Consider the following 23494-nt stretch of genomic DNA (forward strand, 5'->3'; position numbering starts at 1 on the left):
GAGGTTATTTGAATCACCAATCCATTCAAATAACTAGCCTATTTATGAGTGCACGTCCTAGGAGCTCTGCTGTCCCGCTGCTCGCGCGTGGCATTTTCAGAATTTGATCCGAAGGTCTGCCATCCCTCCACTGCTTACAGCTCGTCCCGAGAATTGGCCTGTGTAGCTGATCCCAATGCTAGTTGCTTTGGAAAGACCTATATCGAGGCCCAGTTCAACGTCGATCGCGTCTCGCGCAACCGGCAGTCCGTGGATGGCGAATTTTTCGCCACCTCCAAAGCCAACGGTAGTTTGAGGCGTGGTTTTACCGAAATAATGTGTCCAGCCGATCATTCCGCGTGCGGTCAATGTCGCCGCATCGCTGGACAGGAATTCATGCGACGCACGAAGCCCGGCTGTTGTAGCTGTGAGACCATTACTATCCGAACTGCTTGAAAGTCCTGTGATAGCGCCCGACTCCTTGAAGGCTTCCGTTTCCAGATGAACATGTGCAATCCCGAGGAACGGCTCGAAAGTAGTATAAGAGGTGTCAAGGCGATATCCGAGTTCGCCGTACAGTTCAATTGATCGGGCTGCGTAAGCGGCGTCGTTCGTCTCTGTGAGACCGAACCAATACGCCTGACGAACAGTCTCAATCTGGTGCCAAGCGACATTCGCACCAAGCCGCACAGAAAGTACCCCCATTTGGGTGCCACCATAAATGCCGAAACGGTGACTGTCAGCTGACGCCCAGCCCTGCCCGGTCTCCAACGAGGTACTGCCATATCCCAGCAGCAATCCCAATCTCCAATCCTCATTAAGACCGTCGATACCGGCAACCAATCCTCCGGTGTTGCTGGTATAACCCGTCGCGTTACCGTTGCTGTCAGTGTTGAGCTGTCCGCCATAAGCTTGGCCCCAGGCTGACGGGCGCGCGCGCGTAGTTTCAATCGCGCTGAACGGGCTGCGACCTGATTGCTCAACTTCCGTTATCTCGCCGAACGGCAAAGCTATTGTCGGAATTCTCGCCGACGTATCAACTTCGTTAAAAGCAGAATGCAGACGGTTGAGGACCGCCCGGGAGGCATGATTGCCGCCTGCCGCCAGAACGCCTGCCAGGGTCGCATGCACTTCACCGCTCAAGCTATCGAAATTGGCTCGTTCCCCCAGCTTGGATCTTAGCAACCTGCCAACAAGCGGATTGTCGTCGTTCAGCCCCAGAGACTTCACACCTTCACCCACTGCCTCTTGATTTGGTGTGGTTACGTCGAAGAGGTCGAGTTCGCGAAAGCGCAGTTCGAACAGTTCCAGCTTTCTGCGCTCTATATCAGCTTCCAGCTCCGAGATTGTGTCGGCCTGGGAAGCCGCTTCCACCAGCGGCTGCATCTTGTCTTCTGTGATCGGTGTGGCCGTGGGTCGGTCGGAAAGTTCGTCAATTGCCTCAACTGGAATGGCTGGCAGTTCCGCTGTGGATTGGATAACGTCAGTTTCACCAACCGGCTGAGAAACAGAAGGCTCGGCCTCAGAACCCTGATGAGAAGTGGCGAGATCCGCCAGCGGCTCGGTCAGCACCGCCTGCGTCTGCGAAGCGGCCGCTGTTTGGTCGGTTGAATCACTCCCGGGGAGCGGCGAGACGGGAGCCTCTTCAACCGCCCCACCCCCTTCATCGACCAGAGCGCCCAGTTCGCGCTGCCGTTCATCCAGCTCTGCCTGCAGTCTCCTTGCGTCTTCCGATTTGGCCTCCTCAGTCAAATCGAAATGAAGCATTACCTTGTGTTGGTCAGCATAGTCGAGCTGAGCGGTGATGTAATTGTATTGGGGCGTCACGCCTTCGAAGCGACCCGTTACGCCATTTCCCGCAGTGAGGATGTCAAACCGGTGAGAAAATAACCCTTCTGTTGTAATCTGGTCCAGCAGGTATGTATCACCTTCCATACGGACAGCAACTGTTCCACCAAGCAGTGTGGCTGTACCGTTCACTTCCAGTCGGTCGGCGCTACTTTTATCAGGTGCAATCTCAACTTCAAAAATGCTGCCCCGTTCAAAACGGGCATCGCCAACGACCTTTAATGTCCCAACAGAATTCCCTGGTGCGACCACGCCGCCTTCATTCACATTTAGAGCACCGAGACGTCCTGTTCCGCCCAGTCTACCACCTTTCCTGACATTCACCGTGGATGCAATGCTGCCGTCAATCGCCAAGGCTCCGCCGGACACAGTCGTGTCACCGCTGTAGATGTTGGCACCGGTCAAACGTAGCGTGCCGCCATAAACACCAACTGAACCCGTCCCGCTGATAACATCGTGAAACACCCACTCATCTGATCGATGAAATGCCATGACCGAGTTATTGAGGATGTTGCCCTGCACACTGCCACTCGTCCCACCCATACCAAGCTGCAGAACGCCGCCATCAATGCGGGTTCCACCTTCATAGGTATTGTCTCCGACGAGGGCCAACGCGCCCTTGCCCAGCTTCGTCAGTCCGCCTGGACCGGAAATGTCGTTGGTCCAATAGTCCGCGACACAGGCTTCCGAATCGCAATGTTCGGTTCGTGCCCCCGGAAGATCAACACGAAAGTCATAATAGTCGAACGCCGAAGCAGTCGTATCTTCGGGCTCGTTGGGATGATCGCGAGTCAGTTCAGCCGTCCGTGCGCGGTTTTGTGCCTCTTGTCCGGCGGCTGCTTTTCGCTGAACTTCCGCTGCAATTTTCCCTGCCTCATCTATCAATGTTTGAGCTTCTGAAAATTTCGTCTGGGCAAGCGTAGCCTGAGTCCGAGCGTCATCGAGCTGCGACTGATCACGCGCCGACAGTGCGCGGGCTTCAGCCGCTCTGGCCTCGGCAATCGTGTCGTTAATCCTTGACGCCAGTTCCGTATGGGCCGCAATAAGTGGTGCTGTTTCACTGTTGACCTGGCTGATGATCCGCGGCAAATCCCGTGACAGAAAATCGGCCTTCGCAACAATGGAATTATATTTTTCCGCAGCACGCTCTTCTGCGAATGTTAGATCATAATCTTTTTTCAACTGCCATAACTGCGCGGGGCCACCCATAGCTTTCTCAACATCTAACAGGCCCCAGCCATAGACCCGGTCAATACCAGGAGCGCCAAGGTCCTTGGCCGTTGAGAGTACTGTATCCCTGACCTGGGAATTATCGAGGTAGGGGAAGCGTGATTGTACGACTGCCAATCCTGCAGTAGCGTGTGGCGCTGCCATCGATGTGCCGCCCAACATCTGGTAGGCAGAAACCGCGGCTTCCTTGATCTGGTGATTTGAACTTCCAGAAGGCGCATTGCTGGTGATACCTAGGCTGAATATCTGGTAGTCGACTGGTCGAACCTTATCTCCTAGTACGGCACCATGCTGATCAAAGGTGACAAAGCCTGAAGGAACTGCTGGGGTACCAATGTCTTCGGCCTGTGCCGATTGCGAATACGAACCACCAGGCGCAGAGATGCAGTAGTACTTCGCCGGACCGCATATCAGTGAGTTCGAGGTGATACGCTCATCATTGCTGAGATTTGTCACCGCCAACCAGCGTTTCTCTATCTCCCGAAAATCGTCTTGTGTGCGTACACTCGTCAGGAACTCCCGGTCTTCGGGTCCGGGCTCGAACTTTCCTGCTCGGTAAAGGTCACCTGCTGCCTCAAGGTTTGCCAATTCCGTTTGAAACGCGACAACCGACGGATGGAGCCTAGACTGGGAATCCATGTTGTCGAGGCGATCTTTTGCGTCAGTGAGGTAGTCTTCGACATCGCTCTCCGTAATCGAAACTCTGCTCGTGAAACTGGCCTGTAGTGCTTTCAACGGCCGAAGTGCTGCAGAATCAGCATCTTTCCAACCCGCGTCCAGCTGAAGCTGCTGGAGTCTTTCAAAACCGGTATTCGCACCTTCAGCAGGTTCGACAAGAAGCCGCAAGTGATCAGCGAACCGGATTATTCGCGCGTCGCTTTTGGCCACAGTGTCCAGTCCATCGACCTCGTCCGCGAGACTTCTGAAAGCAGCAAGCTTTGCCGTCGTATCGAGAGATAAGTTGCTGATCAAACTGAAGCGGGCCTGTAACCTCATATAGCGCTCACCAACGGGAGAGACACTCTGCTCCAGTAACGATGCCCCATTCGCCAGCACATTCGGTAAAGTGACGGTCAGTGGTCCAGGTGACACGCCTCTGAATAGATTGTTGGCATGCGGATCATTGCCGGTCGAAAACACATTTACGATGCCAGAACGGGCAACATCCAGCATAGTCTCCAGCATCACCCTACTTCCGGAAAGTAAATGCGTGGAGACCTTATTTGATGTGAAGATATCTGGACCGTGTTGCGATATTTGAGCGCTTCCGTCGGCATCAATAGTAAACGGGATCTCGTACTTAGATATTGGTTCAGTTGGCAAGCCGGGAAATAGGTGGCTTAAGTCTCTCTCGTAATCATTCCCCCAGCTGTTGTTCACGAAAGCAACACCACTCGAAATGATAGCCTGGGCGGCGCCAGGTTGCGTCAGCCTCGAGCCCACATGAGCGCCCACACCAGCATACAGGGTCGACTGAAATGCTCCACCATGCATTCCGTGACCATCACGGTTTGCTGCAATTATTCCAGCAACGTGTAGACCGTGATTATTCAAGGTTCCTGAGGGTCCGATCGTGGGAACCCCGTTTGCCTCAAATGGGTCGTCGAACCTCTCCAGGTTATTGCGCATGCTAAATTCGGCGTGTCCTGCCCAGGTTCCATCATCGAGCACGCCGACTTTAATGCCCTGACCATACGCGCCAGCAGTATAAGCTGCATGAAAGCCGGTGAGTTTAAGCCCCCAGTTTGCGAGATATTCGGCGTCGTTCAGCCAAATCGTCGTATTCACGGGCTCGCGGGCTGTCACATAGGATCCGGAAGGGGTGCCCTCTCTACGCTCCTGGGCCAAAGCAGCATGACTGAACAAAACGGCCCACAAAACCGAATTCAGGCAAATGCCGGATTTTAGGATGCTTTTTCGTTTGTGGTTCAAATAACCGCGCTTGATCATGTCAGGTATGCTTTCGGTAGACTTAGGCTGTCGATTTACACACTTCAGGAAATCCGACATAAGTGTCGTACCGTTACAGGGCAATCTTGTGAATGGATTTGGGTGCTTTCAACCTTTCGGATCAGGGCCCCAAATGCTACGATGACGGTGATGACAAGTCCTAAGACCAGATGCGCAATGACCTCATCTATGGCAATGTTCGCCGAAGCGCGGTGCCTGAACCGATCACCACGTGAAAGACACTGAGCAAGAAAAACTGCAAACGTTTTGTATTCATCGTGTGGTTTACAGTCGGGCACCACGTAAAAATGCCATTAAATGCCGTTCCGCTTCTGCGCGTTCAATTGTTGGAAGCTTTCGGCCGTAACCAGTCCTTTCAAGTTGTATACAGTTCAATCGCCTGTGGCACTGACTCCCTTATAACAATCCGGCACTTTCATGCGCGCTGGAAAATTGGGGCTCGTATCGATACGAACGCTCACAGTCACACATTGCTTGGCTCCACAGTCCGCGCCACTCCATAGTCAAGGAACCCAACTATATAAAGATTGAGCACAGCGGCTGATGTGGTGCGGCTGCATTGTTGCTACGCAAGGCAAATACTTATCACCGCGGCGTTGGCCACGGATATTACGAGAATCCGTTTGATTGGCGGCCTCATCAGCTCCACCCGCATCAAAAACAACGCAAATGAGTTGCAACCGGCACCGATTCCCTGGCAGGCGTAGATCTGACTTTTGAACCGCCCCGGATTTACCGGAGACCCCAACCGGTGAGATGTGGGGTCTATGACAAGCCAGACGACGAACAAATTCTATCCTGCAGTCCGTGCTCGTGCCGTATTGATGGTAACGGAACATGAAACCGAGCATTCATCGCGCTGGGCGGCAATATCATCGATAGCGGCTAACGTGCAGGTTTGCCAAGTGACGCGGCGTATTTCACCTAGGCGGAGCTCGACCGCCCACTGACGCGATGGTCTCCTTCATCGACGAACATCGCTCGGTGCTCGGAGACGAGCCGATCTGCAGGCTCCCGATTGCCCCGTCAACCTATTATGCGGTTATCGTCAAGCGCACGGACGTGGGCCGCCTATGGGCCCGCGAACGAAAAGTCTTGCGACAGTTGCAGCGCGAAGGCTTGGATATCGCTCGCTGCACTGTTCAAGGCTCATGAGAATGATGGGGCTTCAGGGCATCATTCCCGGCAAGCCTGTCAAAACCACGACGGCGAACACCTCTGCTCCTATCCCCTCGACCACGTCAGTTGCGACTTCAAGGCTCCAGCACCGAATATGCTCTCACTTTCGGACCTCACATACATGGCGAGCTGGCAGGGCTTCGTTTATGTCGCATTCGTCATTGATGCCTTCGCTCGCCGCATCGGCGGTTGGCGAGCGAGCCGGACAGCCCATATAGGTTTCGTCTTGGACGCTCTGGACCAGGCACTTCATGATCGGCGGCCAATCTATCGCGGCGAGCTCATCCACCATTCCGATAGAGGCGTGCAATTCGTGTCAATCAAGTATTCCGAGCGACTGGCGGAGGCAGGCATAGAGCCGTCTATCAGAAGCGTCGGTGACGGTCACGACAACGCTCTCGCTGAAACGATCAACGGCCTTTTACAAAGCAGAAGTCATCCATCGACGAGGACCATGGCGCAACGTCGAAGCGGTGAGTTCGCCACGCTCGAATAGGTCGACTGGTTCAACAACTGCCGCCTTTTCGAGGCTATCGGAAACATTCCGCCCGCCGAGGCCGACGAACGATATATGCCGTGCTGGACGAACCAGCCATGGCCGCGTAACTTAACCCAAACGATCTCCGTTAAATCCAGCGCAGCCTCTTTCTCTAAAAATCTATGTCACGTGGTGATGGTTACATTCCTGCAACCACCGCTAACCATTCCAGCTGTCAGAGGCTTAATACCCCTCAACCAGCCATTCCGTTTCTTCACTCCAGACTTAGTTTTCGGATGCGAACTTTTTCGATGCTGCGACCATCTAAGCTCACGACTTCATAGATCAATTCTCCAAGATGCACAGTTTCTCGTGGTTGAGGCAAATGCCCCAACTGCCAGAGCATCAAGCCTGCAAGCGTAGAATAGCGATCTGTGTCGTCAACGAGATCTATCTCAAGGAGGCGAGAAACATGGCGGATGTCGATCCATCCATCGACTAGGAGTGCGCCATCTTCTTCATGAATAACGGTCAACTGATCTTCGTCATCGTCAGCAAACTCACCGGCAATGGCTTCAAGAAGATCGGTTGGCGTGACCATGCCTTCCACCGACCCATGCTCATCAAGCACGATAGCAACTTGCAAAGGCGACTGGCGTAAATGTTCGAGAAGCCGCAATGCGCTAATGCTTTCGTGAACCACCAGAGGCTGGCGCATTAACCGGCTGAAGTCGATCGTTCCAGTTTCAACAAGATCGCGGAGGATGTCGCCTGCGATCGCTACGCCGACAAAGTTGTCGAGACCCCCTTTGGCAACCGGAAAACGGGAATGACTGGACGACAGCACTTGGCGGCGTAGTTCATCCTGATTGTCTTCCATATCCAGCCAGTCAATGTCAGGTGCGGGCGTCATAACCGATTTTGCAGGACGATCTGCCAGCGCCAGTACGCTTTCAATCATCTCATGCTCAACGGACGTAAACAATTCGCCTTCGGTAGCGCGTTCCGCAATCACATCTGCTGCTTCACCAAGGGAAGCATCGCCGTGGCGGCGACCAAGCAGCGAAAGCACCGCATTGGCTGTGCGCTCCCGCATATCAACTGTGCTCATAAAGCGCTCACGGTTGCGTCGGCCTAACTGATTGAAGGCCTCAATCAGCACCGAGAAACCAATAGCCGCATAAAGATAGCCCTTCGGAATGTGGAAACCAAGACCTTCAACGATCAGCGAAAAGCCGATCATCATCAGGAAGCCGAGGCAGAGAATAACAACCGTGGGATGCTTGGAAACAAAAGCCATCAATGGCTTGGATGCAATCAGCATCACGCCAACAGCGACAATAACCGCGATCATCATCACCGAAAGATCATCAACCATGCCAACAGCTGTGATGACACTATCAAGCGAGAAAACGGCATCAAGTACCACGATCTGAACAAGCACCTGCCAGAACATAGCATGTTCAATCTTACCGCTTTTATGACCGGTATGCCCTTCCAGCCGCTCATGCAGTTCCATCGTCCCTTTAAACAGAAGGAAGGCACCACCAAAAAGCAAGATCAGATCGCGCCCTGATATTTCCAAGCCAGCAACTGAGAACAATGGCGCTGTCAGCGTGACAATCCAGGCGATAGAAGCGAGCAAGCCAAGACGCATAATCAACGCGAGGCTCAGACCGATCAGTCGGGCGCGCTCACGCTGATGCTCAGGCAATTTATCGGCCAGAATGGCGATAAAGACCAGATTATCAATACCAAGAACGATCTCAAGCACGATCAGCGTGGCAAGGCCTGCCCAGGCGGCTGGATCGGACATCCATTCGAAAATCATGGAATGTAAAGGCCACCCAAAAGGGTTTGGCCAATCCTTCTATTATGGGGTAAACGGAAAAGCCACGCTGTGGAACAGCGCAGCAACGAATAAGAATGCACTCCGAAAGCCACAAGGCGATTTTCGGAAACATGTCTGTCTGAAATTTTGCTGGGACAGGAAATTGGGTCGGGCATCGCGGGCTTTATCCCACAATGAAAGTGCAAGATAGAAAACCACGCCAAACAAGAGAGCCGGGCCCAGATCATCGACCATAACGCCATAGCCGGATGGCAGATTTTCCAGATAGTAAAAAGGCCATGGCTTGATGCGATCAATCAGCAGGAAAAGCGCCGCGAAAGTGGCAAGCGCAAACCAGTGACGCCCACGCAAAAAGGCTGCGACTTCATCAATGACAATGCTTCGATTGTCTTTCACCCCTGATGCGTCGCCTATTGCGGATGCCAGATAAATACCAGTGACCAAAACTAACCAGCCAATAAGCGGTACGACAAAGGCTAACTCATCCATACTGGCCTCCTTTACCAGTATGGTTTCTGAATCAAAAATCATGCTCTTTTGGGAACCCTCATAGATTCATAACGGTCGAAATCCGCTCTAACGCTACAAGGCCAGGTCCGTCTAGCCGGGTTATGTTGAGTTCGAACGGGCAGCGCGGCAGCAACGGAAGGGGTGCGTCGCTTGTCTAGAAGCGTCAGCTTACTACTTTACACGGAGGCCACGATTGCCCTTAAGTGTATAAATGTCCCCAAAATTGTTGACGCTGGTATTGACGAGACCTTCTCCATAGATCGAATACTTGTCATCATTCCAGTTATACGAACCACCCATGCCAATACCGCCCCGCAGACGATCATTGCGGCTGGTAAAGAGCATCTCTGCAACATGGACATTGTACAAAGTTTAGAACGTTTCAAGATATGGCTCCTGTGGTACCCTGCTTAGTCCAGCAGAATACTATTTATTTGTCCAAAAAGCAGAGCGGTTCTAAGGTCAATTGACGTAATAGTGTCGCTAGCGTACGAAGTCGGATTCACAACACTGTTGGGTGTCCAATCCACGGTTAGCAACAATGCTTACTCAGACATAAGAGTTAGTACCGATACAATCTAAGAAGATACTGTTACACATGGCGTCGTTGCAGGTATCAAATTACGGTCAGGTAGTTCAACCCATTCTCTGTTTCATGGGACACGTTGGAATTGCGGGCGGCTACGACTCTTGTTTTAGCAAGTTCAAGATGCGACGCTTCATGCTCGATAATCTATCCAGCCACAAACGGCCGACAGCAAGTGAATTGTGCACTGAGCCATTTTTACCGTGTTTAGGGGATATGGAACAAGAGTTGTCGGAACCAAGTCAAGATTTGAGTTTCAGCTTCCGGATGGGCAATGCCGATTACACGCGCACATCAGCGGTTGCAAAAGTGGTAAAGCTTGAAAGCGACACGGTAGCAGCAGTTATCTATTCGGTCTATGACCGGTTCAACAGGGTATTGGCAAGTTGTTTGAGCTGTGCGTTTGGGCTATCAATACGCGATGAAATTACCCAGCTCCTTTCCCCGGTTGAAGGGGTTTCGTTTTCCGCGTGAGATTGTTGCGTATGCTGTCTGGACCTATCACCGATTAGCGTTGAGCACAGCGGATGTGGAAGATGTTCTTGCTGAGCGTGGCGTGCTTGTCAGCTGGGAAACAGTTCGCGTCTGGATCAGAGCGTTTCCCTGACTGATTGAATCGGATGGCTTTGCAAATCGGTGACTTTCTGTTTCAAGCTATCTGCCGATGGAGGTCGGCAGATATGTCGCGAGCCCTTTCCATTGATCTTCGCATACGTGTCCTTGCCGCCGTTGACGGCGGCGCATCGCATCGAGAGGCTGCTGAGCGTTTCGGTGTGAGCGCAGCCAGCGTTAGCCGTTGGCGTAACCTGCAACTCCAGCAGGGAAATGTTCGACCCGGTCCACTGGGCGGTGACCGCAATTCCTACAAAACAGAAGCCCATGCCGATTTGATCATGACCTGGCTCGGCACGCACCGGGATGGCACCCTTTTCGAACTCCGCAATGACTTGGCTGCCCAAGGCATCGTAATCAGCAAGTCGGCATTGCATCGCTTTCTTGTCCGGCACGAACAAACGCGCAAAAAAAGACTGGGCATGCGGTAGAGCAAAGCGGTCCGGACGTTCTGGAAAAGCGGCAATGCTGGTTTGAGGAGCAACTCGATCTCGATCCAGAGCGGCTCGTGTTCATCGATGAGACCTGGACGGCGAGCAATATGGCCCGTAGTCATGGGCGATGCCGCAAAGGTGAGCGGTTGCGGATGGGTTTTCCTCACGGTCATCGCAAGACGACCACATTGATTGCGGGGCTGCGCAACACGGGAATGGTCGCGCCACTTGTCATCGACGGCCCCATCAACGGTGACTGGTTCGAGGCGTATGTCGCTCAGGTTTTGGTTCCTACATTGAAACCAGGTGACGTTGTTATCCTTGATAATCTGTCCAGCCACAAACGGCCCGCAGCAAGGGAGTTGATCGAGGCGGTCGGCGCGACAATGATGTTCCTTCCGCCCTACAGCCCAGACTTCAACCCCATCGAAAAGGCCTTCTCTAAGCTGAAGGCGCTTTTACGAAAGGCTGCCGAGAGAACAGTCACTGGGCTTTGGGATCGCATCGGCAAGTTGATTGATCTGGTCGAACCGCAAGAGGCTCAGAATTACTTCAACTCGTGCGGAGACGATCCAACTTGAAAGGGAAACGCTCTAATCGATTTGGCCGCCATTTTGCCGACTGTGTCCGTAGGGACCGACCAAAGCCAAAAGACAAGTGGCAAATCGATGAAGCCGTCATCACGATCAGGGGAAAGAGATTCTGGCTATGGCGAGCCATTGATGCCGATGGTGACGTACTCGACATTCTGGTTCAAGCTCGCCGCAACACCAAGGCTGCCAAGCGCTTTTTCTCCAGATTGGTGAGGCAATTCGGTCAGCCACGCGTCGTCGTGACGGATAAGTTGCGCACATCAAGCCAATACAAAACCTTTCACCAGATGCGGATCATCGAGCCCATAAAGGCCTGAATAACGCCCTCGAAGGGTCGCATAGGCCAACGCGAAAACGGAAGAAGATATTTGGGCGGTTCAAATCGCCGCATCAAGCGCGACGCTTACTGCCAACCCACGATCAGATAAACACCATCTTTCGTCCCCGCCGATAAACTCTCAGCCCGCTCCTGGCGCCACGCCAGTGCAGATGCCTTTTGCCTGTGGTCCGACTACACTGCAGAAATGACTGCTTGAAAAAGCAGCAACCACGCCCCCTTGCAACCAATGACAAACAACTTGGCAAGACCTTCGTCGCTCCCAAAGCTATCCCCTGAACGATCGGAGCCGGCAGTATACTCAATTTTCAAGCTGATCAGCCTGTGCACTCAAATCGAGCAAACAAAATCTTCAGCACTTCGTAACCGTATTTAGCGGTGTCAAACGTTGTACAACTGTAGGCTGCCATGCCAAATGAGAGACGATTATGATGAGACAAATTTTCGTCTATCACATACCAGCACATAAGGGACGCCAAGCAAACGCGTAATTGGTGCTCTTTGGCACCGCTTCGGACGACCGGCATAATGAGTTCTTTCTTCTCGAAACGCGAGACTTTCTATTCCACGCCAGTGCCGCGAGATGGTCGACGTATCCAACGGTTGCGGGGGTAATGAACTGTCGCCGCAGGAAACCGTCAAGCAACGGTCAGAAAGAAAGCTATTGCACTTACAGAGCGTCAAAATCCTTGTAGTCGAAGATGAGGCCATAATTCGCATCGAAATAATTGACGAACTTGAATTCGCCGGTTTTGCCGTTGTCGGGACGGCATCAGCCGACGAAGCCATCTCGATCTTAGAAACTCAGCCTGAAATACAGCTAGTCTTTACCGATATAGACATGCCTGGAACAATGAACGGCTTGATACTCGCGGCTCATGTCCACCGACAGTGGTCTTCAACGAAAATTATCGTGACATCGGGTAGAGATTTGGTGGAGCCTGACTGTCTGCCACCTGGGGCTCAGTTTCTTCCGAAGCCGTACAACGTTAATTACGCCATCAAACAAATACAGTCTTTGCTAAGGGCAAAATAACGCTACCGAATGCCTCCAGGCGATACTGGTTCGGAAGTGATACGAGCCCTCGTGAGTTCCTGTGTTGCATCACCGTGATGAACAGGTCTTTTTCCTTTCCGTCCTTCGCGACAACGACCGGCGCGTGCTGTTAGCCAACGGTGCTTCCGTTTTCGGAAATGTCCGAGTCCGCCCCAAATCGGTTGAGACTGAATTGCATTCGTCAAAAAAGGTGGAGCTGAACCGTAGCTCACTGGAAGAGATTATAGATAAGAGGAAACATTTTCCCCCTTAATCTTAATAGCTTCCTCCATTCTTTTATCGATCCTTTGTCGAGACGTATGGCCCGCTTAAGCAGCCTCTTAGTCCTCCTCCGGTCACCGTTCAGGATAACTTTCATAGAGCCGTTTCCCGGTCGTTAGTTGCTTTGCAGATCGCAACTTACTAAAATTCGTACCCCGCGGACAAAGCAAAGCCAGAGCCTCCCCGTTGTGCGATACTGGCTGCGCTACGGACAGTCCAGCTGTTATCAAAGCGATGGGACGCTCCTAGTGCAAATGCGCTCTGATCCCGCCAATGCCCAAATCCTATCGTAAGCAAGCTTTTGCCAGGAGTGGTTGCCTGAACTAAATTTGCTACTGCCATTGCTGCGGCTGTACCTCCGTTGGAATCTTTTCGGTTGTCCTCAATAGAAGATTCAACGCTCGCCATTCGATCACCGATTCCGCCCAATTGACTGTCGATGGCGCCGATCGCGCTACCAACGTCGCTGTAGCCTCTGTCATTTACCGTATAAGATGGACTCGTGATTTCACCGGTGCTGGTGACCGAGGAACCGCCCCCGATTGCACGTGCAACTGACTGCGCAGACTGGTAGGCTTGGGCTCCATTCACCGCTTGCGTCGAAGTAGCATTGACAGCACCGGCCGCAATGTTGCTCAGCGTCGCTGGGCCGCCAACCGCGACCAAGGTTAAGCTGTTTGATGCGATCCCTCCGTTGGGGATATCAGGTGTGGCTGCATTAGAATACTGAACAAGGCCTGCGCCGCCCGACGTCAAGGTTTCCAATGCTTGGTGCGTGGCAAATAGCTGGCTGCCGTTTACAGCATCTGTTGAAGATGCGGTGATTTGTCCGGCCGCAACGTTCTGTAACTGACGTTCTTGGCCGGCTGCTCCGACCGAGACCACGCCTGCCGGAGCACCTCCAGCAACTTGATAATTCGTGCCTCGGATCGTCATCGATGAAACTGCCGTTGCGGAAGAGGTAGCAGAACCCGCACCGAGCGCCACGGAATTGGCTGTGTTAACGCTCGCTCCGGAACCCAGTGCAAGGCCATTGAGTGTAGAGGCCTGAGCGCCGTCACCTAATGCGACTGACCCAGCAACGCTTGCGATTGAAGCATTTCCCAATGCCACGGAACCTCGTCCTATTGCTTGGTTACCGTTACCGATAGCTACGGCACCATCGGCTGCAATCGTTCCCCCGGTGTCGCCGGCTGAAATATTGTCTGCGCCCAGAGCAACCGCGCCGGTTCCATTCGCGATATTTGGATCCCCGATTGCAACGGCCCCATTTCCTATGGCGGTTTGGCCACTACCGATTGCAACGGCCTGACCACCACTTGCGCTGGAATTTTGGCCTATTGCAATCGAATTGTCGCTTGCTGCATTCGCTCCGCTGCCCATGGCGATAGAAGCTGTTCCCGAAGATACGGCAGCCGGTCCGATCGCAACACTGTCCGTGCCGGACGCAATGCTGTCGGCCAGTGTAGAATTCGAATGGAAGAATTTTATACCGCCACCGTTAGCTATGTTTGACAGACTTTGGTCAACAGCGGTGAACGCCGCGCCGACGTTATCGTAATTGCCTCCCTGGATCGTGTAGTTGGGTGCAGAAAAACTCCCGGTCACAGGATCGTACACAGCGCCTCCGCCGAGGTAACTCGCGGTGTTGGTGCCCAGCGTTGCTACCACTTGATTGGTGGCATTAAGTTGAGATCCATTTACTGCATCAGTCGAAGTGGAATTCAGGGCGCCGGCTGCAAGATTTGTCAGAGTTTGCGATTGACCGGGATTAGTACCGGACCCTCCTGGAGCGACCACCGCAAGCTGATTGGACACGCCCGTTTGTTGGACAGCGCCGATCGTTCCGTTTCCTAAATTGTCTGCAAGACTTGCCACAGCCGCGTTTGTGGCAAAAAGTTGCGAACCGTTCACGGCTTCTGTCGAAGTCGCATTGATAGCACCCGCTGCCAAATTTGAAAGCGTTTGTTCTTGGCCGGGCGTTGCCCCGGTCCCGCCCGCAGCGACAAGAGCAACGCGGTTGCCAATACCCGTTTGCTGAATTATGCCGATTGTCCCGTTACTAACGCCGTCTGATAAGTCGGTTATGCTTTCATTTGTTGCAAAGAGCTGTGAGCCATTTACAGCATCACCCGACGTAGCATTTACGTCGCCAGCGCCAACATTCTTCAGGCTAACTGGCGATGTTGCACCGACACCGCCTAGTGTGATGCTGGATTTAGAGGCGTCATCGTAACCCACCGAACTGCTCGCAATCGCACCGATAGCGTTTATTGCTTGGTTTGAAGCAAAAAGCTGAGAGCCATTTACAGCATCTGTAGAACTCGCTGATAGTCGACCCGCGCTCAAATTGGTTATTGTACGCTCAGTATTCGTCCAACCGATACTAACAGTGCCGACGGGCGCAGCGCCCGCGAAATTATATGTTGCGCCATTGATTATTGCAGAGGGCGTGCCGACCACGTTCCCCACATCGGTGTTGGAAGATGCCCCAAGTGCGACGGAATTTGGCTCATTTGCCAACGCTCCATGACCTAATGCGACGGAATCCTGAGACATAGCGTGAGACTGGTACCCCATGGCGATTGATTGTCCACCTTCAGCCCACGCCCCGCTACCGATTGCGATGTCGTGAATGAGGCCGGCTTGCCCATTTACACCGGCGAAACTATCAGCCCCCAAAGCTATGCTTCCTTGGCCGTACGCACGTGCATTTTGCAGGGCCGCAAAAGATGAAACACCCGAGGCTGCAGCGGCGTTACCCAGCGCAATAGCATTCGCACCCGAGGCAACAGAACTGTCGCCCAAAGCGGTCGCATTTACACCGGACGCGCTGCTCGAATGACCTAGCGCAAGAGTAGAAGTATTCGTTGCTCTCGCATTCTGGCCCAACGCGGTGGAGTTGGCACCGGTCGCGCGCGACGTTTCACCGACTGCGGTGGCATTTGTTTGGTTTGCCACAGCGTTGCGTCCGAAAGCCGATGTTTGCGCAGCCGTCGCTTCAGCTTGCCTGGCAATTGCAACCGAATTCAAGCCGGTTGATATGGCAGCATCGCCAATTGCGACCCCGAAATTAGTGGCTTGCGCGCCACTTCCTGCTCCTACAGCTATCGAGAAAGCTCCGCAAGTCGCGGCGACTGTCCCACCATTACCCATGACCGAGTTAACACCAAGTGCATCAAGCTGGATGCACGTTCCAGCGTCACTTGGTGAAGCGAAGAAGAACCATGCGGTAACTCCGCATCCGATCCCCAATATACCGCGTGATAAAGCCGATGTGCAATTTAGTAGAAATGCTCTGGAATGGAGATGTTGCTGTTGATTGCATATGGACTGCATAAGTTGGCACCTCATGATCAGAGAGTGAATGATTGTATGTCACGCCAATTGCATCGAATGTGTAATCTTTAACGACAGGTACGCAAGGTTTTCAAAGTAATAACCAGCAAGTGGTTTAGCAACTACATCGAAAGTTGTAGTTCATGCGAATTTGGTACGCAAATTTCTTGATCTAGCTGAAAATGTGCGACGCTCGGGAAAACGGGAAAAGAGCAAATTTAAGCAGTCAGTATAAACCGTCGGATTTGGGCGAAGGCTTTTGACTCGGTACCGCCACTTTGGCAGCACTTTCTTTTTGAACCCGCTCAGGCGCATTAACTGGCTTTTGATTAACCGATTCCGTTTTGGCACTTGTCTTTGATTTTCCAGAGTTCTCGTTCTTTTCAGTCGATGCCGTTTCCTTTGCCGGTTCATGCAACGCCACGGCTAAGGTGAACACGCGAAACTGACGTTCAACTGGCTGGAACAGGAACTCGAAACTCAGTCGCATGGTACCAGCGGGGAAAAAACCGGCTACGTGCAGCATCCCATTCTGCTCAATCTGAGGGCCAAACGTAAACTGAGGTTCCAAAATGGTGACGGCGGACATGTCCAATAAGTCTTTGCGCTGGTTGGCAAAAATCTCGGCCAAATGGGCTGGATTATTGCTCTGCATAAACCCAGGTGCACCTAACTCTCGTAAAACGCTGTAGTTTCCGGTCCTGTTGGCTTGATCCAGCGCGACTAGTGTGTACCGGACGAGACTGATGAGCGACGACCGCTCAAGCTGTAAAGGTACGCCTGGTGAGCGCCTTTCGACGTTTTCTGTTGAAGTCTGTGTTAACCCAGGGCCAGCTACCACGCTATTGAGAATCGCAAGCAGCAATATTGCCGAATATTTGCACAAATATGAGCCACAGACTGCCATAGAATCTTCCCCTTATGATTCAAATGAATGCAGAATTACATGCCGCTATATCTAAATCTTGGTAGAGAACACTTCCAACGCTAGTTACTAAAAAAGACGCTCGAGGCTAGCAGGGAATTTCTAAATGTTCCCTAATACCAGCAAGTGTTGAATAATATCTTCACCTCCATTTTTGTGGAGGTTTCGCAATAATCTGACTGTATTCAACGCAGCTCCTTCGAACCGCCACTCGCAGTGATCAAGAAAGGATCCATTGAACAGCGGTGGAACTCCTCCTGTATAGGTGAAGATACAGAAACGGAATTCACAATCGACGAATATCTTCCCGTCGACGCCAATGCTCACATTCGTGAAGGCCCTTGAAACTATGTCACCCATTGTCTTGTTACTTAGCTCCTCTAAGTATATTTTAGCAGAAGTCAATAGGGTTTGTCGAACGTAAAAAATCGCATGAAATGAAGCCGGTTCTGAAGACGTGAAGCCGTCAGTGGAAGTGCGGGGAAGATGACATGGGCGGGAAGAGCTCTTGTTTCGGGACTCGCTTTTCTCACGGAGCGTTTTCAGTCAAGCCGGAATCTTGAGGTGGCAAGGCGTTTTTGGTTAGGAGATTAAAACCGCAAGGCAGCGCCGGGCGCATCACCAACAAGCTGCGAAAGTATAGGACCAGAGGCACAATGCGCATCGCTCTAGCTCCCGAGGATGGAAGATCGGTCTGAAATCTCGAAACTGCAGTTTCGCAACGATAGAGATCAGAGCGGCTTTCGATCAATACTATACTTGTAAGCACCGACCTTTTGACGAAGAGAGATCACAGGCTGTCTCGCAAATTGTTCACATCTGATGAGTTATCTCATGACCCCATGTAGGAATTGAGTGAGGCAGAAGCGGAAGGCGGTCGATTTCAAAGGTGCGCATCTTCGCAAGAAAACGTCATTCTGCATGCGGCGTTCTTTCACGTTCGCTACCCCGTTTCTATCGCGAACTGCAAGTGGTCCTCGATGAACGAGGCATCTCGGTTGATCATGCAACGCTGAACCGATGGGTTGTTCGCTACGCACCGCAGATCGCCGCTCAGGCTCAGATGTGCAAGCGCTCCACATCCCGTTCCTGGCGTGTCGACGAGACCTATCTCAAGGTTCTGGGCAAATGGACCTATCTGTATCGAGCAGTTGAACGCAATGGCCAAACACTTGATTTCGTGCTGTCAGAGCGACGGGATATGGCTGCGGCCGGCCGGTTTTTCAAGAAGGCGATCGTAACTAATGGCGTTCCGGAGAAGGTTGTCATTGACAAGAGCGGAACCAGTCTGGCCGGGCTTCATTCAGTGAACACGGTCCTGAAATTCACCGGTACCGGCAAGATCATTGAAATCCGCCAGATCAAATATCTCAACAATATCCTTGAACAAGACCAAAGATTCATTAAGCGGATCACCCGGCCGACGATGGGCTTCAAAGCATTCCATTCCGCCTCAGCAACTATTGCAGGGATCGAGGTGGCTCATATGATCCGCAAGAACCAATTCGTCAACGACAATCAATCGCCATTTCAGGTCGTTGCGGAACTCGCAGCATAAATTTGTCCAGAAATAAACGCACATCTATCCTGCTAAAAAATTTACGACACAGCCGTTCCATGTTTTCATCGACAGCACGGGACTGAAGATCTATGGCGCGGGCCAGTGGTGTGAGGACAAGTCTGGCTGCAAATCCCACAGACTTTGGCATAACTGCATCTTGCTATGGATGCTAAGAAGGAAGTCATAGCCGAGATCCTGAACGATCAGAACACAAGTGACTCCAGCCAGCTTGCAGCATTGCTCGGTCAGATTGTCATGCCAATCGCCAGTTTCACCAGCGATGGAGCCTATGACAGCGACGAGACGTACGAAGCTGTTCGACGTCATAGTCGTAGCGTCAGTATTATCGTACTATCGCGATTGCGGAAATCCCAGGGCACGCATCATGACCCACCGGATCAGTAGGGCAGCCCTGTCACGTCTATGCACCAACGCCGGTGTAACGGTATGTGACCGCTACGATTCTTGTATTGCCGTGCGGTTTTTATTTTGTGTTCTGGATATCCCACTGGGTGATTTAAAAGGCGGTACTATTGCCCTAGCAGGAAGTACCGAATAAGGAATTTCTTGTGACTGACTCAAAAGCTCAATACTCGCGCCGCTTTGCACTAAGCGCTACTACTCTCATCTCGCTCTGCGCGCATCCGGCATTCAGCCAAACATTTCAGGGAACCGAAACCACTAGCGGTCCCTTTAATGAAGGCGAACACAGGTTTCTAGAGAATAGCACCTTAAATGCTTTGACAGCCGAGGCCGTCAGCGGGGGCGTTCTCACGTTCAACGATAACAGCGTTCTCAACGCATCCGTCGCAAACGCCATCAGTGACGGGACACTGCAATTTCGCGGCGATAGCGTCCTGAATGCATCTGCTACCGATGTAATATCTTCAGGTAAGAAGTCCCGAGTACTCAGTTTCTTTGACAATGCCACAATGAATGTGTCAGCGGTTGACGCACTCAGCGGAGCCACTGTTGGCTTTAGCGGGAACAGCGTGCTCAACGTGACCGCGGCGCAGACTGGGCGTTTGTCTGGCGCCAATCTCTGGCGTAACACCAGCACGTTCAACGCAATGGCCGCGGACGCTCTCAGTACGGGGACCGTTGCGCTCTTGAACAGAAGCGTTCTGAATGCATCGGCAGCTAGTGCTATTTCTGGCGGCACTGCCACGCTTCGCGACAATAGTGTTCTGAACGCTACTGCAGGGAACGCTATCAACGGCGGCACGCAAGATCTTAGAGAGAATTCCTCGCTGAACGCCTCGGCGGAAGGCGCGATCAGTAGAGGCTTCCAACGATTTACCGACTCAAGCATTTTGAACGCCACAGCTGAGGCAGCGATCGTCGGTGGTACTCAGACTTTTGCCGGGACAAGCACCTTGAACGCATCCGCGTCGCTCGCAGTTAGCGGAGGTACGCAACAGTTTGCCCATTCAAGCATCCTCAACGCTACTGCTCCGAACGCGGTGAGTAGCGGCTTTCAGATGTTTCACGACGATAGTGCGCTCAATGCCTATGCTTCGGATGCTGTTATCGGTGGCAATCAGGATTTCCACGCACGCAGTACTTTCAACGCATCAGCCGCTCGCGCACTAAGCGGAGGTGATCAGTACTTCCTTGAACAGAGCAGCCTGAATGCCTCGTTAGAGAATGCGATCAGCGGAGGTTACCAGCGTTTCACGGTAGCTGGCACGCTGAATGCAATGGCCCCACGGGCGGTGAGTGGCGGACTTCAGAATTTTGAACGGCAAAGTGTTCTAAACGCCTCAGCGGAAAGTGCCATCAGCGGTGGAACACAGATATTCGGATCGGAAATTGGCGGCACACTGAAGGCGTCGGTCAGCAACGCGATCGTAGGCGGAGAGCAGATTTTCTATGAAGATGCCGTCCTTGAAGCAACAGCGGAGAACGCGATCACAGGCGGATTGCAGCGGATCAATGAGAATGGTGTGCTTAATGCGAGAACAGCAAACGCAGTGAATGGTGGTGAGCAGATCCTTGATCAGTCTGGTGTGTTGAACGTACTCGCCGACAATGCGCTAGGACCTAGCTCAGACATCCTGTTTTCCGATGACTGGAAAAACACCAGTAATGGCCATGGTGGCACACTGAAGCTGAACGGCTTCAGCACGACGATTGGCCGGTTTTCTGATATTGATTTTAACTTTCATCCCGATGCGCCCGGAGATGGCGTTTATGGCGGCCGAATTGAGAACGGCGGTACGAGCGCCAGTACTCTGACGATCAACACGTTGGATGTTGGTCCGGGTCGATATTCCGGTGTTATCCAGGACGGTGGCGAAGGTGCGCTCAGCATCGTTATGAATGGCGGCCACCAGACGCTGGCGGGCACGACGACGCATAGCGGTGGGGTCGCGGTGCATGCCGGTACTTTGGTTCTGACAGGTGTGAAGAACTACACCGGCGGCACCAGGATGCTCGGCGGAGTTTTGTCCGTGTCGCAGGACGAGAGCCTCGGTGCTCCAGGCCAGGAACTGTTCTTTGACGGCGGAACGCTGCGTGTGACTGGCTCCGAAGGCCTATCGACTGCCCGCGCCATCACCATCGGAACTGGCGGCGGTGTGTTCGATGTTGTTGAGGCCGGCAACACTTTGCACGCAAACAACCAGATCAGTGGCGAAGGCGATCTCATCAAGCAAGGCGAGGGCGATCTCCGGCTGTCTGGCGATAACGCGTACGCCAATACCCGGATTGAAGCAGGCACTGTCTTTGGGTCGATCGGAACGATTCCGGGCAATGTCGTACTCAGCGGCGAGGCGACCGGTTTCACGCTGACCAACGATGCCGATGGCACTTTCGAACACGAAGTTTCGGGCAACGGCCAGTTCGTGCTCGACGGCGCCGGGACAGTGCTTCTGACCGGAAGCAGCTCAACCTTTGCAGGGCACACGTCGCTGCGCCACGGAACATTGTTTGTGGGCGATGCAAATGGCATCGGTTCGCTCGGCGGTTCGCTCGACGTGTTGGGCGGCTCGATGCTTGGGGGTTCGGGCACGGTCGGATCGGGCACCGGTTCGCTGGTAACTGTAGCATCAGATGGAGTTCTCGCGCCAGGGAACTCTATCGGCACGCTCACCATCGATGGCGACCTTGTATTTGATGCCGGCTCACGCTTTGACGTCGAGGTTAACCCCGAGGGCACTGAAAGCGATCTGGTCACCGTCACCGGTAACGTCACACTCAATGGCGGAACCGTTTCTCATATCGGCGCAACCGGCCAGTATAAGCCGCGTGCGACCTACACCATTCTTTCAGCCGACGGCACACTGTCTGGCGCTTTCGATGGTGTGACCTCGGTCTTTGCGTTTCTGTCGCCAGAGCTGATTTATGACTATGCCGACAGCGGGGTCGATCTGGTCCTTCAGCGAAACGACAGGGATCTGTCCTCTGTCGCCGAGACTGGAAACCAGGAAGCCACCGCGGAGGCGATTGACAGTATTGGTCCTGATGCTGGTAATCCAGTCTATGAGACTGTTGTCACGCTTCCAGACGATGCAACACTCATCCGGGCAAGCTTCGACGCACATTCCGGTGAAGTCCATGCATCAGTCAAAACCGCTATGATTGAGGACAGCCGATTTATCCGTGAGGCTGCCAACGACCGTATCCGTGCAGCCTTTGGCGATACAGGTGCATCCGGTGCTCCTGTTCTGGCTTATGGGCCTGATGGAACAGCCCATTCTGTCGTGGCCAATCACGCTGGCCCGGTGTTCTGGAGCCACGGCTTTGGTTCATGGGCGTCGAATGATGGCAACGGTAATGCTGCCACCCTGGATCGCAGCATCGGTGGCATGCTCGTCGGAGCAGATTCCACCGTAGCTGATTGGCGTGTTGGTTTGCTGGCGGGCTACAGCCACTCAAGCTACAAAGTCAGCGACCGAGCGGCTTCAGCGGCGAGCGACAGCTATCATCTTGGTCTCTATGGTGGTCAAAAATGGAACAGCCTGGCGCTACGCACCGGGGCGGCTTACACTTGGCACAACATTGAGGCTGGTCGTGCCGTTGCCATTCCCGGTTTCTCTGACAGCCTGACCGCAGATTACAATGCACGGACGTTCCAGGCATTCAGTGAACTGGCCTACAGCTTGAACTTCGAAACCGAAATGCGCTTCGAGCCTTTCGCAAACCTCGCCTATGTGAACCTTCGTTCCGGCGGATTTACCGAACACGGCGGGGCAGCATCGCTCACAGGCACTAGCGGCTCCCAAGAAGTCACCTTCACGACGATCGGTGTTCGTGCGGAACATAATGTGTCGCTTGGCGCCCTCGATACCACATTCAACGGTATGCTCGGTTGGCGTCACGCTTTCGGTGATACGACACCAATGACCACGCAAGCGTTTTCAGCTGGAGATGCATTCACGATCGCCGGCGTGCCAATCGCACGTGACAGCCTCGTCATTGAGACTGGGTTTGACCTTAGTCTAACGGACAACGCCAAGTTCGGTTTGGCATATCAATCGGTTACAGCTTCGGGCCTTCAAGATCATGGAATGAAGGCTAACTTGAACGTACGTTTCTAAACCGGTCCGCGTCGATCACAGATGGGCCAAAAGCCCATCTGTGATCGACAAATTAATTCGCCTGTTTTGCTGCCTCCGAGACTGGGCAATTCATGAGGTAACCGCAAGCAACAGCGTCAAAGCCGATTTTCGGGTCAAATTTTAGCTCTAAGAAGAGTATCCATAGGATCGTTGCTGTCGACACCCAGCAGCAGCAACACT

11 protein-coding genes, 4 pseudogenes and 1 other annotated feature are annotated in these 23494 nt (G+C 53.0%); of the genes and pseudogenes, 9 read left to right on the plus strand and 6 right to left on the minus strand.

Annotated features, from left to right (window positions below; translation table 11 throughout):
- Positions 1–96: 96 nt before the first annotated feature.
- Positions 97–5007: an autotransporter domain-containing protein gene (locus tag QBD00_RS12345; protein WP_318579632.1), complete on the minus strand. Its 4911-nt coding sequence runs from the start codon at positions 5005–5007 to the stop codon at positions 97–99.
- 788 nt (positions 5008–5795) lie between these two features.
- Here QBD00_RS12345 and QBD00_RS12350 point away from each other — a divergent pair.
- Positions 5796–6778: pseudogene (locus QBD00_RS12350) on the plus strand (IS3 family transposase); the annotation flags it as partial.
- Positions 5941–6054: a sequence feature (AL1L pseudoknot), on the plus strand. Its footprint overlaps the pseudogene before it by 114 nt.
- 181 nt (positions 6779–6959) lie before the next feature.
- On the opposite strand, the gene QBD00_RS12355 reads toward QBD00_RS12350, so the two are convergent.
- The 3 genes from QBD00_RS12355 to QBD00_RS12365 all read right to left on the minus strand — a co-directional run bounded on the left by QBD00_RS12355 (position 6960) and on the right by QBD00_RS12365 (position 9392).
- Positions 6960–8516 carry a TerC family protein gene (locus QBD00_RS12355; protein WP_318579633.1) on the minus strand — a complete coding sequence of 519 codons (1557 nt, stop codon included), beginning with the start codon at positions 8514–8516 and terminating at the stop codon, positions 6960–6962.
- A gap of 42 nt (positions 8517–8558) precedes the next feature.
- Positions 8559–9026, minus strand: a complete 468-nt coding sequence (locus QBD00_RS12360) for a phosphatidylglycerophosphatase A (RefSeq protein WP_318579634.1) — start codon at positions 9024–9026, stop codon at positions 8559–8561.
- A gap of 192 nt (positions 9027–9218) precedes the next feature.
- Positions 9219–9392, minus strand: coding sequence for a hypothetical protein (locus tag QBD00_RS12365; protein ID WP_318579635.1), 174 nt, complete (start codon positions 9390–9392; stop codon positions 9219–9221).
- 253 nt (positions 9393–9645) lie between these two features.
- On the opposite strand from QBD00_RS12365, the gene QBD00_RS12370 reads away from it, so the two are divergent.
- From QBD00_RS12370 to QBD00_RS12390, 5 genes and pseudogenes are all read left to right on the plus strand, one after another.
- Positions 9646–10107, plus strand: a complete 462-nt coding sequence (locus QBD00_RS12370) for a hypothetical protein (RefSeq protein WP_318579671.1) — start codon at positions 9646–9648, stop codon at positions 10105–10107.
- Positions 10055–10234, plus strand: a pseudogene (locus QBD00_RS12375) (IS6 family transposase); the annotation flags it as partial. The gene QBD00_RS12370 and the pseudogene QBD00_RS12375, both read left to right, overlap by 53 nt.
- A 79-nt stretch (positions 10235–10313) precedes the next feature.
- A protein-coding gene (locus QBD00_RS12380; RefSeq protein WP_318579636.1) for an IS630 family transposase occupies positions 10314–11260 on the plus strand; the annotation gives its coding sequence in 2 pieces (ribosomal slippage) (positions 10314–10653 and positions 10653–11260; 948 coding nt in all).
- Positions 11261–11274: 14 nt separating this feature from the next.
- Positions 11275–11808 (plus strand): annotated as a pseudogene (locus tag QBD00_RS12385) (IS6 family transposase); the annotation flags it as partial.
- A gap of 384 nt (positions 11809–12192) precedes the next feature.
- A complete protein-coding gene (locus tag QBD00_RS12390) occupies positions 12193–12645 on the plus strand; it encodes a response regulator (RefSeq protein ID WP_318579637.1) in 453 nt (150 codons plus the stop codon).
- Between the two features lie 423 nt (positions 12646–13068).
- Here the strand turns inward: QBD00_RS12390 and QBD00_RS12395 are convergent, their stop codons facing one another.
- A complete protein-coding gene (locus QBD00_RS12395) occupies positions 13069–16182 on the minus strand; it encodes a beta strand repeat-containing protein (RefSeq protein WP_318579638.1) in 3114 nt (1037 codons plus the stop codon).
- Between the two features lie 310 nt (positions 16183–16492).
- On the minus strand, positions 16493–17173 hold the full coding sequence (locus QBD00_RS12400) for a hypothetical protein (protein WP_318579639.1): 681 nt from the start codon (positions 17171–17173) through the stop codon (positions 16493–16495).
- Positions 17174–18046: 873 nt separating this feature from the next.
- On the opposite strand from QBD00_RS12400, the pseudogene QBD00_RS12405 reads away from it, so the two are divergent.
- From QBD00_RS12405 to QBD00_RS12415, 3 genes and pseudogenes are all read left to right on the plus strand, one after another.
- Positions 18047–18749, plus strand: a pseudogene (locus QBD00_RS12405) (IS6 family transposase).
- A gap of 165 nt (positions 18750–18914) precedes the next feature.
- Positions 18915–19157 carry a hypothetical protein gene (locus tag QBD00_RS12410; protein ID WP_318579640.1) on the plus strand — a complete coding sequence of 81 codons (243 nt, stop codon included), beginning with the start codon at positions 18915–18917 and terminating at the stop codon, positions 19155–19157.
- A 164-nt stretch (positions 19158–19321) separates the two neighbouring features.
- Positions 19322–23293: an autotransporter domain-containing protein gene (locus tag QBD00_RS12415; protein WP_318579641.1), complete on the plus strand. Its 3972-nt coding sequence runs from the start codon at positions 19322–19324 to the stop codon at positions 23291–23293.
- The last annotated feature ends 201 nt before the right edge of the window (positions 23294–23494 follow it).

This window comes from Ochrobactrum sp. AN78, assembly GCF_029909885.1.
Lineage (GTDB): Bacteria > Pseudomonadota > Alphaproteobacteria > Rhizobiales > Rhizobiaceae > Brucella > Brucella quorumnocens.

What these genes read in the sequence shown, in the direction of transcription:
- QBD00_RS12345 (WP_318579632.1), bottom strand. Translation starts at nt 5,007, where the DNA reads ATGATCAAGCGCGGTTATTTGAACCACAAACGAAAAAGCATCCTAAAA.
- QBD00_RS12355 (WP_318579633.1), bottom strand. Translation starts at nt 8,516, where the DNA reads ATGATTTTCGAATGGATGTCCGATCCAGCCGCCTGGGCAGGCCTTGCC.
- QBD00_RS12360 (WP_318579634.1), bottom strand. Translation starts at nt 9,026, where the DNA reads ATGGATGAGTTAGCCTTTGTCGTACCGCTTATTGGCTGGTTAGTTTTG.
- QBD00_RS12365 (WP_318579635.1), bottom strand. Translation starts at nt 9,392, where the DNA reads ATGCTCTTTACCAGCCGCAATGATCGTCTGCGGGGCGGTATTGGCATG.
- QBD00_RS12370 (WP_318579671.1), top strand. Translation starts at nt 9,646, where the DNA reads ATGGCGTCGTTGCAGGTATCAAATTACGGTCAGGTAGTTCAACCCATT.
- QBD00_RS12390 (WP_318579637.1), top strand. Translation starts at nt 12,193, where the DNA reads ATGGTCGACGTATCCAACGGTTGCGGGGGTAATGAACTGTCGCCGCAG.
- QBD00_RS12400 (WP_318579639.1), bottom strand. Translation starts at nt 17,173, where the DNA reads ATGGCAGTCTGTGGCTCATATTTGTGCAAATATTCGGCAATATTGCTG.
- QBD00_RS12410 (WP_318579640.1), top strand. Translation starts at nt 18,915, where the DNA reads ATGGATGCTAAGAAGGAAGTCATAGCCGAGATCCTGAACGATCAGAAC.